Source organism: Rhizobium sp. S152 (assembly GCF_030380735.1).
In the GTDB taxonomy this organism is placed as follows: Bacteria; Pseudomonadota; Alphaproteobacteria; order Rhizobiales; family Rhizobiaceae; genus Rhizobium.
Genome location: NZ_JAUDRZ010000001.1, coordinates 137,244 through 152,482 on the forward strand (window position 1 = coordinate 137,244; position 15,239 = coordinate 152,482).

Here is a 15,239-nt window from a genome sequence, read left to right on the forward strand (position 1 = left end):
TCTACATTCCTAGGTGGAGGAATTTCAATGACAATCAGATGGGCTTCGGGAGACTGATATGGCGAAGAATGAGGGACAGATTGTAATCAAGAAATACGCCAATCGCCGCCTGTACAACACGGGAACCAGCACATACGTGACGCTGGAAGACCTGGCGGAGATGGTAAAAAAGGGGGAGGACTTTACGGTACAGGATGCAAAGAGCGGTGACGACATCACCCACTCGGTCCTGACGCAGATCATTTTCGAGCAGGAATCGAAGACGGGCAATACTCTGCTGCCTATCTCCTTCCTCCGTCAGCTGATCACCTACTACGGCGACCAGATGCAGATGGTTGTTCCGAGCTTCCTGGAGCATTCCATGCGCGCCTTTACCGAGCAGCAGGCGCAGATGCGCGAGCAGGTGACCCGGGCCTTCGGCGACACGCCGCTTACCAAGAACTTGCAGATGGTCGAAGAGCAGGTCCGCCGCAACACCGAAATGTTCCAGCAGGCCATGCAGATGTTCTCGCCCTTCCCGGCGCCTGCCGCCAAGGAAGGCCGCAAGGCCGAGGCGAAGGATATCGACGAACTAAAGGAACAGCTGCGCGCGCTTCAAACCAAGCTCGACAATCTCTAAGCTAGAGTCCGATCGACACGTCACGGCCGGCGGTGCGTATGGAAACAGCGAAACCGCCGATCACGTCGATCAGTGCAATCATCATCAAGATGAAGAAAACCTGCGTCGCCGCGTCCTGAACGAGAAGAAACTCGACCAGAAAGGCGATGAACACCAGCATCGACAACATGTGATTGGCAAGCCGCGTACCCGACTGTTGGGTTGCGCGTAGTATTTCAAAGAAGAGAATGGCGAGCGCCACGACGATCAGAAGGTCGCCGAGCGACATGCTCCAGATCGCACCTGAAATCATCGAGAGAACGAACATGTCGTTCTGAAGCGCCGGAAGACCGCCGCTGCCCATTAATCCGAACATCGCCATATTATACAGAATAAAAGGAATGATCATCAGCGGCACGGCGTTGAACATATTGCGCATTCTCCCCTCAACGGAAAGAATAGTGCCGCAAAACGCCGCATAACTTCAAGACTTCATGCGGGATAATGTGACTGAAATGCAAAAGGCCGGCTGAAAGCCGGCCTCGCAAATCCTGCTGAAGCAGAACGCATAAGATAAATTATGCGCTTTCCTTCGGCGTCAGAACCTGACGGCCGCGGTACATACCGGTCTTCAGATCGATATGGTGCGGACGGCGCAGTTCGCCGGAGTTCTTGTCTTCAACGTAAGTCGGTGCCTTCAGCGCGTCTGCAGAGCGGCGCATACCGCGCTTGGACGGGCTTGTTTTTCTCTTCGGTACAGCCATTTTAATTACTCCACTTCACGGGCGAACACATCCAACGGCCAGACTGGCGGCCGAAACGACGTATCGCGATTTCGGAAATTTTGCGCGCTTATACATGCCTTCGAGGGGCTTGACCAGTCCCCAGCTTTATTTTTTAGAATTCAAGCTGCAACAGCTTAAAGCTCGTCTTCCGCAACGATCCAGGGCTCGGCGCGCGCCGCCTCCTCCCAGGCCACCCAGGCCGGATGCGACTTCACCGCCGCCATGTAGCTGAGCGTCTCACCTGAAGTAACCAGATCATAGGTATCGAAGCGATTGACGACAGGCGCGAACATTGCATCGGCTGCGGAAAAGGCGCCGAACAGGAACGGCCCGCCCGAATGCGCGCGCAGATCTCGCCAGATGGTTTCGATGCGAGCGACATCGGCCATCACGCCGTCGGCGAGCGCGATTTTCGCCTTCGGCCTGCGGATGTTCATAGGGCAGGCGTTGCGCAGCGCCCTGAAGCCCGCCAGCATTTCCATCGAGATAGAACGTGCCACCGCTCGCTTCTCGCGCTCCTTGGGCCAGATGCCGACCTCGGGAAAGAGTTCGGCCACATATTCGATGATCGCCAGTGACTGCCAGATTCGGGTATTGCCATGGTGAAGCACTGGCACTTGGCCCGTTGGCGAAAACTCCTTGAAGCGCGGATTGCCGGCGGCAAAGTCAAAGGGAACCACCACCTCGTCGAACGGCACGCCCGCCGCGACCATGGCGATCCAGGGCCGGAACGACCAGGACGAGTAGTTCTTGTTGCCGATATAGAGCGTCAACCTGTCCAAGGGATTTGTCCTTTCTACCAATCAGCCGTCAGTACGAGACGTTCCGTGAAATGGTTCATGTCTTCGAATGCGCAGAAGGCGGGCGGCCTGAGTGCGATAACCGGCGCCTTCCGCCGCAGGTCCTCAAGCGTCCTGTCGAGCATGTCCTGCCATGCGGGCAGAGCAGCGTCATCGAGCCAACGGACAGGATACGCGAAGGTGATGTGAAAAACATAGCTGTCGTGATCGGGATGGCGATAGCCGAAGAAACCGGCGAGCGCATCGCGCCAGTCTTTCATGATCCGGCGATCCTCCTGCGTTGCACCCGCCACCGTCAAACCGGCCGGCGTGACCGCGATGGCTTCCACATTGAACGGTTCGGGAGCCGCGAAGGTCCGTAGCCGGTCATGGAAAACATCGGTCATGCTGTCGATGGGCGTATCCAGCGCGATATCGCCGGGCCAATAGGGAAGCGCCCTGCGATACTCGATGATCCCCTGGAACAGCGTCATGTGCAGGCTGGAGATCGGCGTGAACGCGAACTGCGATGCCTCCGGCATGTCGAGCTGCGCCTGTCGTGCCTCGATCACGGCGCGCTGCGACGACGTGCCCTCGACCAGATGACTGACAACCGTATTGCCGGGTTCTCGCAGGAAATGACCGTCGCTGCCGTAGCGCGTGCCAAGATGGCGAGGCGGAGCAGAGTTCCGGGCGGCGGAGTAGTCGAGAAGCGAGGAGGAAAAGACGGTGGTGGTCATCGCGCATATCCGGAGTTGATGGCAGGATGCCCGTCCATAGGCGTCAACCACGAATGTCAGATGACAGCCGTCATGACCAACGACATCTTTTCATCTCATTCATAAATGCATCTGATGTAGTCACCGGAGCCACGCGCGCGCCGTTCGATGATGGCGGCCAGTCTCCGTAGCCCGCGCCCCGGCTTGCCGGCATTGCGGTCGATGGGGTTGGGCAGCGATACGGCAAGCAGCGCCGCCTGGCGGCTGCTGAGCTTCGATGCTGGCACCTTGAAATGATGCCGCGCCGCCGCCTCAATCCCGTATATCCCCGGCCCCCATTCCGCAATGTTGAGATAGATTTCCATCAGCCGCCGTTTCGACCAGACGAAATCGGCGGTGACGGCAAGCGGCAGTTCCAGCGCCTTGCGCACGAAGGAGCGGCTATTCCAGAGAAAAAGGTTCTTCGCTGTCTGCATCGGAATGGTGCTGCCGCCGCGCGTCGATTGGCCGCTCAGCGTATCCTGCACCAGCATGCGCATCTCGCCCCAGTCCACGCCGCCATGAAAGCAGTACTGCCCATCCTCGGACATCATCACCGACTGCACGAGGACGGGCGAGATATCGTCGATCGACACCCATTGCCGGTCATAGCCGCGCAGGAGCACCAGATCGCGAAGCATCAGCGTCGAGACCGGGTGGATGAAGGGCACGAGATAGAGAATGATCAAGAGGTAAGGAATAACGACGAGGCCGGCGATAGCCACGGCAATGCGCATTATCATCGGGCGACTCTTCAGCCAAAGAAGCGCTTGCCGGTAAGCCGGCATGGCCATTCGGTCCTCTCTCTCCGGCGTTATGTCCAATTCCCCGACCCAGCCCTCTTATCCTTTCTCCATAGCCTCTGCGAACCATCAAAGCCAGAGACAAAGGAAATCTTGGTGCCGCCATCGACAATTCCGTTGCCAGCCAAAGCCCGGCCGTGCCAAACAGCGGCCATGAACGAGAGCTTTGAGACATTCGAGACCAGACTGGCAACCAATGCGCACGCGATCGAGACATTGCTCGACACGCTGCTCTCCGCGCAGGTGCTGGACGACGAGATCGCCCGGCCGGAAAGCCTTCGCTCTGCCATGCACTATGCGGTACTCAACGGCGGCAAGCGACTGCGCCCGTTTCTGGTGGTGGAAACAGCCACGATGCTCGGCGGCGACCGCGAGGCTGCGCTCAAGGTTGGCGCCGCGCTCGAATGCGTTCACTGTTACTCGCTGGTCCACGACGACCTGCCCGCCATGGACGACGACAACCTGCGCCGCGGCAAACCGACCGTCCATATCGCCTATGACGAGGCAACGGCGATCCTCGCCGGCGACAGTCTGCTGACATATGCCTTCGACATCATCGCCTCGACCGAAGGTATCGACGCCGACGCCAAGCTGGCGTTGGTGCTGGCGCTGTCGCGCGCCTCCGGCATTGGCGGCATGGCGGGCGGACAGGCGCTCGATCTCGCCGCTGAAAAGCAGGCACCCAACGAACAGGGCATCGTCACGCTGCAGGCAATGAAAACCGGCGCCCTCATCCGCTTCGCCTGCGAGGCAGGCGCCATCGTCGCCGGCGCCACGCCGGAAGACCGCTTGCGGATGCGCCGCTTCGGCGAACGCATCGGTCTCGCCTTTCAACTCGCCGACGATATCCTGGACCTGACAGCCGACAGCGTCACCATGGGCAAGGCAACCGGCAAGGATGCTGGCCGAGGCAAGGGCACGTTGGTCGGCCTCAACGGCATGGCCTGGGCGGAGGCCACGCTCGCCGAGCATGTGCGCGAGGCCGAAGCCCTGCTCCAGCCATATGGCAACGCCGCCACCATACTGGCAGACGCTGCCCGCTTCACTGCCAAGCGCAAGAGCTGAAAAGCGTCACCGGGACAAGTTTTCCGGACCTGTCGCAGCCGCCCTCCCTTGCCTGATGCCGCAGGACGCGCCTAGAACTTGAGGCAAGGCCGCGACGATGAGCGGCCATCCCGAGAGACGCGCCATGCACGAGACCCTCAGCTATCTTCCGCAAATCCTGCCTGCCTACATCGCCTATATCGTTGCCGTCATCAGCCCCGGTCCCGCCATCATGGCCATCGTCTCGACATCGATGATGCATGGCCGCAAGGCCGGCATGACGATCTCGCTCGGCATTTTCGCAGGCTCGTTCACCTGGGCCTGCGCGGCGGCACTCGGTCTGGCCACCATCCTGCACACCTATGCGGTCGCGCTTGAGATCCTCAAGGTCTTCGGCGGCCTCTACCTGCTCTATCTCGCCTACAAGGCCTTCAAGGCCGTGCGCGCCAACCACGACATCGAGCAAACAGCCGCGCCGAGGAACATGTCGACGCGCGCGCTGCTCCTGCGCGGCTATGGCATCCACGTTACCAATCCGAAGGCGATCTTCGCATGGCTGGCGATCATCGCGCTCGGCATGCCGCAGGGCGCGCCGGCCTCGGTGGCCGGCCTGATCGTCGGCATCTGCCTGACGACGGGCTTCGTCGTGTTTATGGGATACGCGGTGCTGTTCTCCACACCGCAGGCGCTGAAAATCTACGTCAGCCTGCGCCGCTGGATCGAGGGCGCCATGGCGGCCTTCTACTGCTTCGCAGGGCTGAAGCTTCTCACCAGCCGGATTTGATTTTGGATAAGAGAAGCGACGGCGCGGATTACTCCGCCGCCGTCCTGCTCTGGCCGAAACGCTTCTCGATGTAATCGGCGACCAGCGCCTCAAAATCACCGGCGATATTCGGTCCGCGCAGCGTCATCGCCTTCTGCCCGTCGATATAGACGGGTGCGGACGGGCTTTCGCCGGTTCCGGGAAGCGAAATGCCGATATCGGCATGCTTGCTCTCGCCCGGACCGTTGACGATGCAGCCCATGACCGCGACGTTGAGCGCCTCGACCCCAGGATACTTGTCGCGCCAGACCGGCATGTTCTTGCGCAGGTCGTTCTGGATGTTCTGCGCCAACTCCTGGAACACGGTCGAGGTCGTGCGGCCACAGCCGGGACAAGCGGCAACGACAGGAATGAACTGGCGGAAGCCCATGACCTGCAGGATTTCCTGCGCCACCTGCACCTCCCGCGTGCGGTCGCCATTCGGCTCCGGCGTCAGCGACACTCGGATCGTATCGCCGATGCCGTGTTGCAACACATATCCCATGGCGGCCGACGAGGCGACGATGCCCTTCGACCCCATGCCGGCTTCGGTGAGGCCGAGATGCAGCGCATGGTCCGAGCGCTCCGACAGCATGGAATAGACCGCGATCAGGTCCTGCACCTGGCTGACCTTGGCCGACAGGATGATCCGGTTGCGCGGCAAGCCGATCTCTTCGGCGAGATTGGCCGAGATCAGCGCCGACTGCACGATCGCCTCGCGGGTGACCTGACGAGCCGAGAGCGGCGAGCCGGCGGCTGAATTCTGGTCCATCAGAGCGGTCAGCAGCTCCTGGTCGAGCGAACCCCAGTTGACGCCGATACGCACGGGCTTGTCGTAGCGGATCGCCATCTCGATGATGTCGCCGAACTGCTTGTCCTTCTTGTCCTTGAAGCCGACATTGCCGGGATTGATCCGGTACTTCGCCAGCGCCTCGGCGCAATCGGGATGATCAGCCAAGAGCTTGTGGCCGATATAGTGAAAGTCGCCGACCAGCGGCACATCCATGCCGAGACGTAGCAACCGGTCGCGGATGCGCGGCACGGCGGCTGCACTCTCGTCGCGATCGACGGTGATACGAACAAGCTCGGAGCCCGCCTTGTAGAGAGCGGCCACCTGGGCGACCGTGGCGTCGATATCGGCGGTGTCGGTGTTGGTCATCGACTGGACGACGACGGGCGCGCCGCCTCCGACGATGACGCCACCGACATCGACGGCGACGGACGCCCGGCGCGGTTTCGGATCAAAATCCGTAGCTGAAGACATGGATAGAGCTCTTGAACCCTTAAATTTCGTGCCTTTCAGGTGGATCATGACCGCCCGCTTGTCAACCCGCGGCGCCTATCACTTTGTTTGACTGCGGGTTTAATGGCCGCCCCCGGAAATGCCGTCGGCATAACGCGCCAGATTGGAAAGCGCCAGCACAACAAGCAGAAGCACCGGCAATGCCATGAAGACCACGGAGAAGCCGATATGTTCCGCTACGAAGCCGATGGCCGACGGCGCCACCAGCATGCCGGAATAGCCCATCGTGGTCACGACGGAGAGACCGATGCCTGCCTTCAGGTGCGGAATGTTGCCGGCGGCCGAAAAGGCGATCGGCACCATGTTGGAAATACCGATGCCACAGAAGGCAAAGCCGAGGATGGCAATCTCGGCATTCGGAGCAAAGGCTGCCAGCAGCATGCCAGCGATGGCAAACAGGGTGCAAATCCTGAGCGTCCTGACACCGCCGAAGCGATCGCGAACCAGATCGCCCGCAAAGCGCATGACAGCCATCGTCAGCGAGAAGGCCGCGAAGCCGAAGCCGGATAGCGCGATGGAGGCGCCGAGTTCCTCGCGGAGATAGAGCGCACCCCAATCAAGCACCGCCCCTTCAGGCACCATCGAGAACAACGCCACAAGGCCGAGCAGCCAGGGCAGTGGCACCATCGGCAGCCGTGTCTTCTCTTTCTTCGTGTCGGGATGCGGCTGGTCGGCTAGTAGCATGTTCCAGGCAACGGCAAGCGTGATCGCGGCAAGAACCGTGGCGACCACGGCATGCGAGAGCACGCCGAAATGCGCGATCAGAAGTCCGCCGAGACCGGCGCCGATCAACCCGCCAAGGCTCCAGAAGGCGTGGCAGGACGACATGATCGCCCGCCGCATCGATTGCTCGACGGCAACCGCATTGGCATTCATGGCGACGTCCATGGCACCCATGAAGCCGCCGAACAGGAAGATCGCGATCGCCGCCGTCAGCACGTTGGGCGCAAGCGTCAGCGCCAGCAAACCCGGCAGCAGGCAAACGGCCATGACCAGCACGACGAGCCTCGATCCATGCCGCGCGATCTGCGCGCCGGCGATCGGCATCAGCGTCAGCGAACCGATGCCGAGCACCAGGATCATCAGCCCGAGGTGAAACTTGCTGAGCTCCAGCCGTTCGGCGAATTCGGGGATCTTCGGCGCCCAGGAACCGACCGTGAAGCCATTGATCAGGAACAGCAGCGACACCGCCGTCCTGTTCTTGGTAACGTAGCCGCTTCTCACCGGAAGCGCCGTGTTGACGTGATTATCCATATCTCTTCCCATATGCACTGGCACCGGCACTCCTCGTCCGGCGCGTCATTGAACGATATCTATTAGGTTTCGCCGGCAACCAGCGTCTTGCAGCCGAGATCGCGGTAGCGCGCCAGCATCTGAGGATCGGCATCGCGCTCGACCACGAGGCAGCCGCAATCGGCGGCAGAGAGAACGCCATGCGGCGCGGCCGTGCCGAACTTGTCCGAGGTTACGGCGACAAGCACCTGCCGGCTTTTGGTCGCTACGAAGCGCTTGAATTCCGCGTCCTCGAAACCGAAGACGGTGACGCCGGCTGCGATATCGACGCCGCAGGCGCCGAGAATGCAGAGATCCGGCGACAGCGGCTCCATGTCGCGCATCGCCTTGGCGCCCAGCGCACCCCCCACCTGCCGATCGATCAATCCGCCGATCAGGATGACGTTGACGAGCGGCTTGTCGATCAGCGCCGCGGCAATGGAAGGCGCATTGGTGACAGCCGTCAGCGGCAGATCCATCGGTAGCGCCATGGCGATCGCAAGGTTCGTACTGCCGGCATCGAAGAACACGGTCATATCGGGCGCGATCTGCGAGACGGCAGCCGCGGCCAGCGCCTGCTTGCGGTCGCGCGCGATACCGACCCGGTGATTGAGGCTGCCGCCCGCAGGCGAGATCGGCAGCGCGCCGCCATATACGCGCTCGCAGAGCCCCGCCGCCGCCATCTCGCGCAGGTCGCGGCGCACCGTATCCTCGGATACGCCGAATTCCGCCGCAAGCTCGGCGGCAAGCACCCGCCCATGCGTCTGCAGCTTGCGCGAAATGACGCTCTTGCGCTCCTGCAGAAGAAGTTCGTTCGTGTTCATGCCGTATTTAGCCTGACCAATCTCAATTCGATTGAATCATGCATAAACCGATACAAACGTGCAAACAAGCGGCGATCATCAAATCGTCGCTTCACATTGTGAAACACTGAACACCAAATCCGTGATAAATGAGAAAAATATTCGCAGTTGCCGATTTTCTTTGCAGTTTTTGACGCATCGCGGCATCGGCTTTTCTGCGATTTTCCAGCCATCGAACACACTGGTGAATTGGACAGACACATGAACCTCCTGAAGACCCTCGCCACCGCAGCCCTGATCCAGGCCGCCGCCCTGATGCCGGCACTGGCCGGCGAAAACCTCGCCGCGATCCAGTCCGCGGGCGTGCTGAAGATCGGCACCGAAGGCACCTACGCCCCGTTCACCTTCCATGACGACAGCGGCAAGCTTGTTGGTTTCGACGTCGAGATCGGCGAGGCAGTCGCCGCCAAGCTCGGCGTCAAGGCCGAGTTCGTCGAAGGCAAGTGGGACGGCCTGATCGCCGGCATCGACGCCAAGCGCTACGACACCGTGATCAATCAGGTCGGCATCACCGATGCGCGCAAGCAGAAGTACGACTTCTCCGAGCCCTATATCGCCTCCAAGGCCGTGCTCATCGTTCGCGATGGCGACGACAGCATCAAGACCTTCGCCGATCTCAAGGGCAAGAAGTCGGCGCAGTCGCTGACCAGCAACTTCGGCAAGCTCGCCGAGCAGTCCGGCGCAGAACTCGTCGGCACTGACGGCTTCGACCAGTCGATCCAGCTGGTATTGACCAAGCGCGCCGACGCCACGATCAACGACAGCCTGTCCTTCCTCGACTTCAAGAAGCACAAGCCTGACGCACCGGTGAAGATCGCTGCACAGCAGGAAAACGCCGACTATTCCGGCATCATCGTTCGCAAGGGCGAGCCGGAACTGGTCGAGGCGATCAACAAGGCACTCGTCGACATCAAGGCCGATGGTACCTACAAGAAGATCTCCGACAAGTATTTCGGCCAGGACGTCTCGAAGTAATTCGAAACGATCAGCTAGATCCCCTCCCCAACCCCTCCCCACAAGGGGGAGGGGCTTTTTATTGGGCGCTTTGCAACTAAATCCGACATGAGCGCCGGCGGTAATTGCCTTTGCACGCACGGTGCCGCCTCTTAGCCCCTCCCCCTTGTGGGGAGGGGTTGGGGAGGGGTATTCAACCTCGAACCTTATGAACCCCGCAAAAAGGGAACGCCCGTGCCCCACTGGCTTCAACTGATGGCGGATTCGCTCGTGCCTCTACTCTGGGCCGGGCTGGTCTTCACCATTCCGCTGACATTGCTGTCCTTCACCTTCGGATTAATCCTCGGGCTCGCAACCGCCATCGCCCGCCTGTTCGGCGCGGCTCCTCTGGTGGCCATTGCTCGCTTCTATGTCTGGGTCATCCGCGGCACGCCGCTTCTGGTCCAGCTTTTCGTGATCTTCTACGGCCTGCCCAGCATCGGCATCCTGCTCGACGCCTTTCCAGCAGCGCTGATCGGCTTCACTCTCAATATCGGCGCCTACAGCTCCGAGATCATCCGCGCCGTCATCTCCTCCGTGCCCAAGGGCCAGTGGGAAGCTGCCTATTCGATCGGCATGAGCTGGCGCCAGGCGATGAGCCGCACCATCCTGCCGCAGGCTGCCCGCGTCGCCGTGCCGCCGCTGTCGAACACTTTCATCTCGCTGGTCAAGGATACCTCGCTGGCAGCCGCCATCACCGTGCCCGAACTCTTCCAGGCAGCCCAGCGTATCGTCGCCACCACCTATGAACCGCTGATCCTCTATATCGAGGCGGCGCTGATCTACCTGGCGCTGAGCTCCGTGCTCTCGGCCCTGCAGGTCAGGCTGGAGCGCCGCTTCGCCCGCTATGGCGGCATGCTGGAGGCAAACGCATGATCGAGCTTGATAACATCGAAAAGCGCTTTGGCGACGCGGTCATCCTGAAGGATATCAGCATCCGCATTCCCGAAGGCAGCGTCACCGCGCTCGTCGGCCCCTCGGGCGGCGGCAAGAGCACACTTCTGCGCTGCATAAACCTTCTGGAAATCCCGACGGCGGGAACGATCCGCCTCGGCGAGGAAACGCTGACCTTCAAGCCCGGTCAGAAGACCAGCTGGCCGGCGATCCAGAAGATCCGCCGCCAGACCGGCATGGTCTTCCAGAATTTCCAACTCTTCCCGCACCAGACAGCGATCGAAAACGTCATGGAAAGCCTGATCACCGTGCTCAAATGGCCTAAGGACAAGGCCCGCGACCGCGCCATGGAACTACTGACCAAGGTCGGCATGGCCCACAAGGCTGATGCCTGGCCCTCTACGCTGTCGGGCGGCCAGCAGCAGCGCGTAGCGATCGCCCGCGCGCTCGCCCCCTCGCCCCGTGTCCTTCTCTGCGACGAGCCGACATCGGCGCTCGATCCGGAACTCTCGGCCGAAGTCGTCGACGTGCTCGGCCGCCTCGCCAGCGAAGGCACGACCATGGTGATGGCAACCCACGACCTGAGGCTCGCTTCAAAGATCGCCAATGACGTCGTGTTTCTGGAAGCCGGAAGCGTGGTGGAGACAGGCAGCGCGCGGAATATCTTCACCGCCCCCGAGCGCGAACGCACCAAGCGCTTCATCTCGACCATCACCGACGCCCATAGCTACGATATCTGAGACCTGCATCCGAATATAAAAAGGGCGGCCCGAGAGCCGCCCTTTCTGCATGTCGTGATGAATGATCAGCCGGCGTAAGTGACCAACAGATCCTTGGCGTCGATCTGGTCGCCCGCCTTGACGAGAACTTCGGCGATCGTGCCGTCCTTCTCGGCGTGGATTGCCGTTTCCATCTTCATGGCCTCGATCGACACCAGCACGTCGCCGGCGCTGACTGTCTGGCCGGCCGAGACGAAGGCGCGGGAGATGACGCCCGGCATCGGCGCGCCGACATGGGCGGCATTTCCCGGTTCGGCCTTGCGGCGGGCGGCAGCGCCGGTAGCGCCATGGGCGCGGTCCGGAACCTTGATGCGGCGCGGCTGGCCGTTTAGTTCGAAGAACACCGTAACCATGCCCTGGCTATCGGTACCGCTCATCGCCTGATTGACGATAACAAGTGTCTTGCCCTTCTCGATATCGGCAAACAGCTCCTCGCCGTCACCAAGACCGTAGAAATAGGCGGGCGTCGGCAGAACCGAGACCGGACCATAGGTGTCCGACGCTAGCGCGAAGTCGGTGAAGACCTTCGGATACATCAGATAGGAGGCGAATTCGAAGTCATTGACCTCGCGCTCCAGCTTGGTCTCAATCGTCTTGCGCTCGGCATCGAGATCGGCATCATCGAGCAGCGAGCCCGGGCGCGCCGTGTAGGGGGCATCACCCTTCAGCGCCTTCTTCTGCAGCGCCTCCGGCCAGCCCGACGGCGGCTGACCAAGATCGCCCTTCAACATCGAGACGACGGATTCAGGGAAGGACACTTCCTTGTCGGCACTGACGACGTCGGCCACCGTCAGGTCTTGGCTGACCATCATCAGCGCCATGTCGCCGACCACCTTGGAGGACGGCGTCACCTTGACGATATCGCCGAACATCTGGTTGACGTCGGCATATGTCTGCGCCACCTGGTGCCAGCGGGTTTCCAACCCGAGCGAACGGGCCTGTTCCTTGAGGTTGGTGAACTGGCCGCCCGGCATCTCGTGCAGATAGACTTCCGACGCCGGCCCCTTGAGATCGCTTTCGAAGGCTGCGTACTGATGGCGCACCGCTTCCCAGTAGAAGGAGATGCGGCGGATCCATTCAGGATCCAGCCCCGGATCGCGCTCGGAGCCGCGCAGCGCCTCGACGATCGAGCCGAGGCACGGCTGCGAGGTGTTGCCCGACAGCGCGTCCATCGCCGCATCGACGGCATCGACGCCGGCATCGACGGCGGCGAGAACGGTCGCGGCCGCGATGCCCGACGTGTCGTGCGTGTGGAAGTGGATCGGCAGCGAAGTCGCCTCGCGCAGCGCTTTGAACAGCACCTTGGCAGCGGCCGGCTTCAAGAGGCCCGCCATGTCCTTGAGCGCGATGATATGCGCGCCGGCCTTTTCGAGCTGGACGGCAAGATCGGTGTAGTACTTCAGATCATACTTCGGACGCGCCGAGTTCAGGATGTCGCCGGTATAGCAGATCGCCGCTTCGCAGAGCTTGTTCTCTTCGGCCACCGCATCCATCGATACGCGCATGTTCTCGACCCAGTTCAGGCAGTCGAAGACGCGGAAGAGATCGATACCACCGGCCGCCGCCTGGCGAACGAAGTATTTGACGACGTTATCAGGGTAGTTCTTGTAGCCGACGCCGTTGGCGCCGCGCAGCAGCATCTGCAGCAGCAGGTTTGGAGCCGCCTCGCGTACCTGCGACAGACGCTCCCACGGATCTTCGGTGAGGAAGCGCATCGACACGTCGAAGGTGGCGCCGCCCCAGCATTCCAGCGACAGCAGATTCGGCAGCGCCTGCGCATAGGTGCCGGCGATGCGGGCGATATCGTAGGTGCGCATGCGCGTTGCCAGCAGCGACTGGTGGCCGTCACGCATCGTCGTGTCGGTCATCAGCACGCGCTTTTCATTGCGCATCCATTCACCGAACTTCTTCGGGCCGAGTTTGTCAAGTAACTGCTTGGTGCCATCGGGAATGCCGGCGCCGTTGGTGTAGGGCACAACGGGCTCGGCGATATCGGCGGCCGGCTTCGGCCGATCCTTGGCTTCCGGATGGCCGTTGACAGTCACGTCGGCGAGGTAAGTGAGCAACTTGGTCGCGCGATCCTGGCGCTTGACCTGCTGGAACAGTTCCGGCGTCGTGTCGATGAAGCGCGTAGTGTAGCTGTTATCCTTGAACTTCGGATGCGTGATGATCGCTTCCAGAAAGGTCAGGTTGGTGGCGACGCCACGGATACGGAATTCGCGCAGCGCGCGGTCCATGCGCGAGATCGCTTCGGACGGGCTCGGTGCCCAGGCCGTGACCTTGACCAGCAACGGATCGTAGTAACGGGTGATGATGGCGCCCGAATAGGACGTGCCGCCATCGAGACGGATGCCGAAGCCCGACGCCGAACGATAGGCGGTGATGCGACCGTAGTCCGGGATGAAGTTGTGCTCCGGATCCTCGGTGGTAATGCGGCACTGCAAGGCATGGCCGTTGAGACGGATATCGGCCTGTGCGGGCACGCCCGATTCCGGCGTGCCGATCGCGAAGCCATCGAGGATATGGATCTGCGCCTTGACGATATCGATGCCGGTGACGACTTCGGTGACCGTGTGCTCGACCTGGATACGCGGATTGACTTCGATGAAGTAGAACTTGCCGGTATCGGCATCCATCAAGTATTCGACCGTGCCAGCGCCGACATAGCCGGTGGCGGACGCGATCTTCAGCGAATAGGCCGCCAGTTCCTGGCGCTGCGCTTCCGAGAGATAAGGCGCCGGCGCGCGTTCGACGACCTTCTGGTTGCGGCGCTGGATCGAGCAGTCGCGCTCGAAGAGATGCACGACATTGCCATGCGTGTCGCCGAGAATCTGGCTTTCGACGTGGCGGGCGCGCTCGACCAGCTTTTCGAGATAGACCTCATCCTTGCCGAAGGCGGCCATCGCCTCGCGCTTGGCTTCGGTCACCTCGCGGGCCAGATCCTTCGGATCGCGGATGGCGCGCATACCGCGTCCGCCGCCACCCCAGGAAGCCTTCAGCATGACCGGATAGCCGATTTCGTCCGCCATGCGGGCGACTTCAGTCATATCGTCAGGAAGCGGATCGGTAGCCGGAACGACGGGAACGCCGACCGAAATCGCCAGATTGCGTGCCGCGACCTTGTTGCCGAGCTGGCGCATCGTATCGGCCTTCGGGCCGATGAAGATGATGCCGGCCTTGTTGCAGGCATCGACGAATTCGGGGCTTTCCGACAAAAGGCCGTAGCCCGGATGGATCGCATCGGCGCCGGAAAGCTTGGCGACGCGGATGACTTCGTCGATCGACAGGTAGCTTTCGATCGGGCCAAGATCACGCGCCAGATGCGGGCCCCGGCCGACCTGGTAGCTCTCGTCCGCCTTGAAGCGATGCAACGCCAGTTTGTCTTCCTCAGCCCATATCGCGACCGTTTTTATCCCGAGTTCGTTGGCAGCGCGAAACACGCGAATGGCAATTTCGGAACGGTTAGCGACAAGGATCTTGGAAATGGGCAAATGCAGTCTCCTCACGGCATAAGAACGGGCAATGCTGCACCCGCGAAAGGAGTCTTAGCGCGGCGTCACGGAAAG

The 15,239-nt window shown here is 61.4% G+C and carries 15 protein-coding genes; 6 read left to right on the top strand and 9 right to left on the bottom strand.

The window, feature by feature from the left end:
- Positions 1-58: 58 nt before the first annotated feature.
- The gene (phaR, locus tag QTL95_RS00665) at positions 59-619 is read left to right on the top strand and encodes a polyhydroxyalkanoate synthesis repressor PhaR (RefSeq protein WP_289718046.1); all 561 of its coding nucleotides are present in this window, start codon (positions 59-61) and stop codon (positions 617-619) included.
- Position 620: 1 nt separating this feature from the next.
- Here the strand turns inward: phaR and QTL95_RS00670 are convergent, their stop codons facing one another.
- The 5 genes from QTL95_RS00670 to mtgA form a co-directional block, all read right to left on the bottom strand.
- Positions 621-1,028 carry a hypothetical protein gene (locus QTL95_RS00670; protein ID WP_289718179.1) on the bottom strand — a complete coding sequence of 136 codons (408 nt, stop codon included), beginning with the start codon at positions 1,026-1,028 and terminating at the stop codon, positions 621-623.
- A 148-nt stretch (positions 1,029-1,176) separates the two neighbouring features.
- Positions 1,177-1,362: a 50S ribosomal protein L32 gene (gene rpmF, locus QTL95_RS00675; protein WP_003543812.1), complete on the bottom strand. Its 186-nt coding sequence runs from the start codon at positions 1,360-1,362 to the stop codon at positions 1,177-1,179.
- Between the two features lie 155 nt (positions 1,363-1,517).
- Positions 1,518-2,165 carry a glutathione S-transferase family protein gene (locus QTL95_RS00680; protein ID WP_289718048.1) on the bottom strand — a complete coding sequence of 216 codons (648 nt, stop codon included), beginning with the start codon at positions 2,163-2,165 and terminating at the stop codon, positions 1,518-1,520.
- A 14-nt stretch (positions 2,166-2,179) separates the two neighbouring features.
- Positions 2,180-2,902 carry a DUF1868 domain-containing protein gene (locus tag QTL95_RS00685; RefSeq protein ID WP_289718049.1) on the bottom strand — a complete coding sequence of 241 codons (723 nt, stop codon included), beginning with the start codon at positions 2,900-2,902 and terminating at the stop codon, positions 2,180-2,182.
- A gap of 95 nt (positions 2,903-2,997) precedes the next feature.
- Complete coding sequence (gene mtgA, locus QTL95_RS00690) at positions 2,998-3,663, bottom strand: monofunctional biosynthetic peptidoglycan transglycosylase (protein ID WP_442981239.1); 666 nt, start codon at positions 3,661-3,663, stop codon at positions 2,998-3,000.
- 213 nt (positions 3,664-3,876) lie between these two features.
- Here mtgA and QTL95_RS00695 point away from each other — a divergent pair, with 213 nt between their 5' ends.
- A complete protein-coding gene (locus tag QTL95_RS00695) occupies positions 3,877-4,788 on the top strand; it encodes a polyprenyl synthetase family protein (RefSeq protein WP_289718051.1) in 912 nt (303 codons plus the stop codon).
- 124 nt (positions 4,789-4,912) lie between these two features.
- Positions 4,913-5,551 carry a LysE family translocator gene (locus QTL95_RS00700; protein ID WP_289718052.1) on the top strand — a complete coding sequence of 213 codons (639 nt, stop codon included), beginning with the start codon at positions 4,913-4,915 and terminating at the stop codon, positions 5,549-5,551.
- Positions 5,552-5,579: 28 nt separating this feature from the next.
- On the opposite strand, the gene ispG is transcribed toward QTL95_RS00700, so the two are convergent.
- The 3 genes from ispG to QTL95_RS00715 all read right to left on the bottom strand — a co-directional run bounded on the left by ispG (position 5,580) and on the right by QTL95_RS00715 (position 8,968).
- Positions 5,580-6,833, bottom strand: a complete 1,254-nt coding sequence (gene ispG / locus QTL95_RS00705; RefSeq protein WP_289718053.1) for a flavodoxin-dependent (E)-4-hydroxy-3-methylbut-2-enyl-diphosphate synthase — start codon at positions 6,831-6,833, stop codon at positions 5,580-5,582.
- Between the two features lie 99 nt (positions 6,834-6,932).
- A complete protein-coding gene (locus tag QTL95_RS00710) occupies positions 6,933-8,126 on the bottom strand; it encodes an MFS transporter (protein WP_289718054.1) in 1,194 nt (397 codons plus the stop codon).
- 62 nt (positions 8,127-8,188) lie between these two features.
- The gene (locus tag QTL95_RS00715; RefSeq protein WP_289718055.1) at positions 8,189-8,968 is read right to left on the bottom strand and encodes a DeoR/GlpR family DNA-binding transcription regulator; all 780 of its coding nucleotides are present in this window, start codon (positions 8,966-8,968) and stop codon (positions 8,189-8,191) included.
- Between the two features lie 240 nt (positions 8,969-9,208).
- Between QTL95_RS00715 and QTL95_RS00720 the strand changes: the two genes are divergently transcribed.
- The 3 genes from QTL95_RS00720 to QTL95_RS00730 all read left to right on the top strand — a co-directional run bounded on the left by QTL95_RS00720 (position 9,209) and on the right by QTL95_RS00730 (position 11,634).
- The gene (locus QTL95_RS00720; protein ID WP_289718056.1) at positions 9,209-9,982 is read left to right on the top strand and encodes an amino acid ABC transporter substrate-binding protein; all 774 of its coding nucleotides are present in this window, start codon (positions 9,209-9,211) and stop codon (positions 9,980-9,982) included.
- A gap of 213 nt (positions 9,983-10,195) precedes the next feature.
- Positions 10,196-10,876 carry an amino acid ABC transporter permease gene (locus tag QTL95_RS00725; protein WP_289718057.1) on the top strand — a complete coding sequence of 227 codons (681 nt, stop codon included), beginning with the start codon at positions 10,196-10,198 and terminating at the stop codon, positions 10,874-10,876.
- Positions 10,873-11,634, top strand: coding sequence for an amino acid ABC transporter ATP-binding protein (locus QTL95_RS00730; RefSeq protein WP_289718058.1), 762 nt, complete (start codon positions 10,873-10,875; stop codon positions 11,632-11,634). The genes QTL95_RS00725 and QTL95_RS00730 overlap by 4 nt, the downstream gene beginning before the upstream one ends.
- 65 nt (positions 11,635-11,699) lie before the next feature.
- On the opposite strand, the gene pyc is transcribed toward QTL95_RS00730, so the two are convergent.
- Positions 11,700-15,164 (bottom strand): pyruvate carboxylase, encoded by a 3,465-nt coding sequence (gene pyc, locus QTL95_RS00735; protein ID WP_289718059.1) that lies wholly within the window; start codon positions 15,162-15,164, stop codon positions 11,700-11,702.
- Positions 15,165-15,239 lie beyond the last annotated feature (75 nt).

What these genes read in the sequence shown, in the direction of transcription:
- phaR (WP_289718046.1), top strand. Translation starts at nt 59, where the DNA reads ATGGCGAAGAATGAGGGACAGATTGTAATCAAGAAATACGCCAATCGC.
- QTL95_RS00670 (WP_289718179.1), bottom strand. Translation starts at nt 1,028, where the DNA reads ATGTTCAACGCCGTGCCGCTGATGATCATTCCTTTTATTCTGTATAAT.
- rpmF (WP_003543812.1), bottom strand. Translation starts at nt 1,362, where the DNA reads ATGGCTGTACCGAAGAGAAAAACAAGCCCGTCCAAGCGCGGTATGCGC.
- QTL95_RS00685 (WP_289718049.1), bottom strand. Translation starts at nt 2,902, where the DNA reads ATGACCACCACCGTCTTTTCCTCCTCGCTTCTCGACTACTCCGCCGCC.
- mtgA (WP_442981239.1), bottom strand. Translation starts at nt 3,663, where the DNA reads ATGATAATGCGCATTGCCGTGGCTATCGCCGGCCTCGTCGTTATTCCT.
- QTL95_RS00695 (WP_289718051.1), top strand. Translation starts at nt 3,877, where the DNA reads ATGAACGAGAGCTTTGAGACATTCGAGACCAGACTGGCAACCAATGCG.
- QTL95_RS00700 (WP_289718052.1), top strand. Translation starts at nt 4,913, where the DNA reads ATGCACGAGACCCTCAGCTATCTTCCGCAAATCCTGCCTGCCTACATC.
- ispG (WP_289718053.1), bottom strand. Translation starts at nt 6,833, where the DNA reads ATGTCTTCAGCTACGGATTTTGATCCGAAACCGCGCCGGGCGTCCGTC.
- QTL95_RS00710 (WP_289718054.1), bottom strand. Translation starts at nt 8,126, where the DNA reads ATGGATAATCACGTCAACACGGCGCTTCCGGTGAGAAGCGGCTACGTT.
- QTL95_RS00715 (WP_289718055.1), bottom strand. Translation starts at nt 8,968, where the DNA reads ATGAACACGAACGAACTTCTTCTGCAGGAGCGCAAGAGCGTCATTTCG.
- QTL95_RS00720 (WP_289718056.1), top strand. Translation starts at nt 9,209, where the DNA reads ATGAACCTCCTGAAGACCCTCGCCACCGCAGCCCTGATCCAGGCCGCC.
- QTL95_RS00730 (WP_289718058.1), top strand. Translation starts at nt 10,873, where the DNA reads ATGATCGAGCTTGATAACATCGAAAAGCGCTTTGGCGACGCGGTCATC.